Annotated in this window: 1 protein-coding gene; it reads left to right on the top strand. The window is 59.3% G+C overall.

Annotated elements, in window-relative coordinates:
- A partial coding sequence (locus HMPREF3050_RS12670; RefSeq protein ID WP_168166276.1) for an RHS repeat domain-containing protein occupies positions 1-302 on the top strand: 302 nt, incomplete at both ends.

Raw genomic sequence — 302 nt, 5'->3', positions numbered from 1 at the left:
CTGGCGCGCATTACCGATGCGCTGGGACAGCACACCGAATACCATTACGACGCCGACCAAAACCTTACCCTCGCCCTCTATCCCGACGGCAGCAAAGAAACCTTCGGCTACGATGCCGCAGGTCGTCTGAAAACCCATACCGACGGCGAAGGCCATACCACTTCCTACGAATACGGCCAAGACGGTCTGCCGACCCGACGCACCAATGCCTTGGGCCATACCTTCGGCTACCACTACGACAAAGCCCGCCGCTTAGTCGGCCTCACCAATGAAAACGGTGCGCGCTACCGCTTTGCCTACGA

It is taken from the genome of Neisseria sp. HMSC065D04, assembly GCF_001815675.1.
In the GTDB taxonomy this organism is placed as follows: domain Bacteria; phylum Pseudomonadota; class Gammaproteobacteria; order Burkholderiales; family Neisseriaceae; genus Neisseria.
Note: the sequence above shows the minus strand (reverse complement) of the source record. Positions and strands in the feature narration are given on the sequence as shown.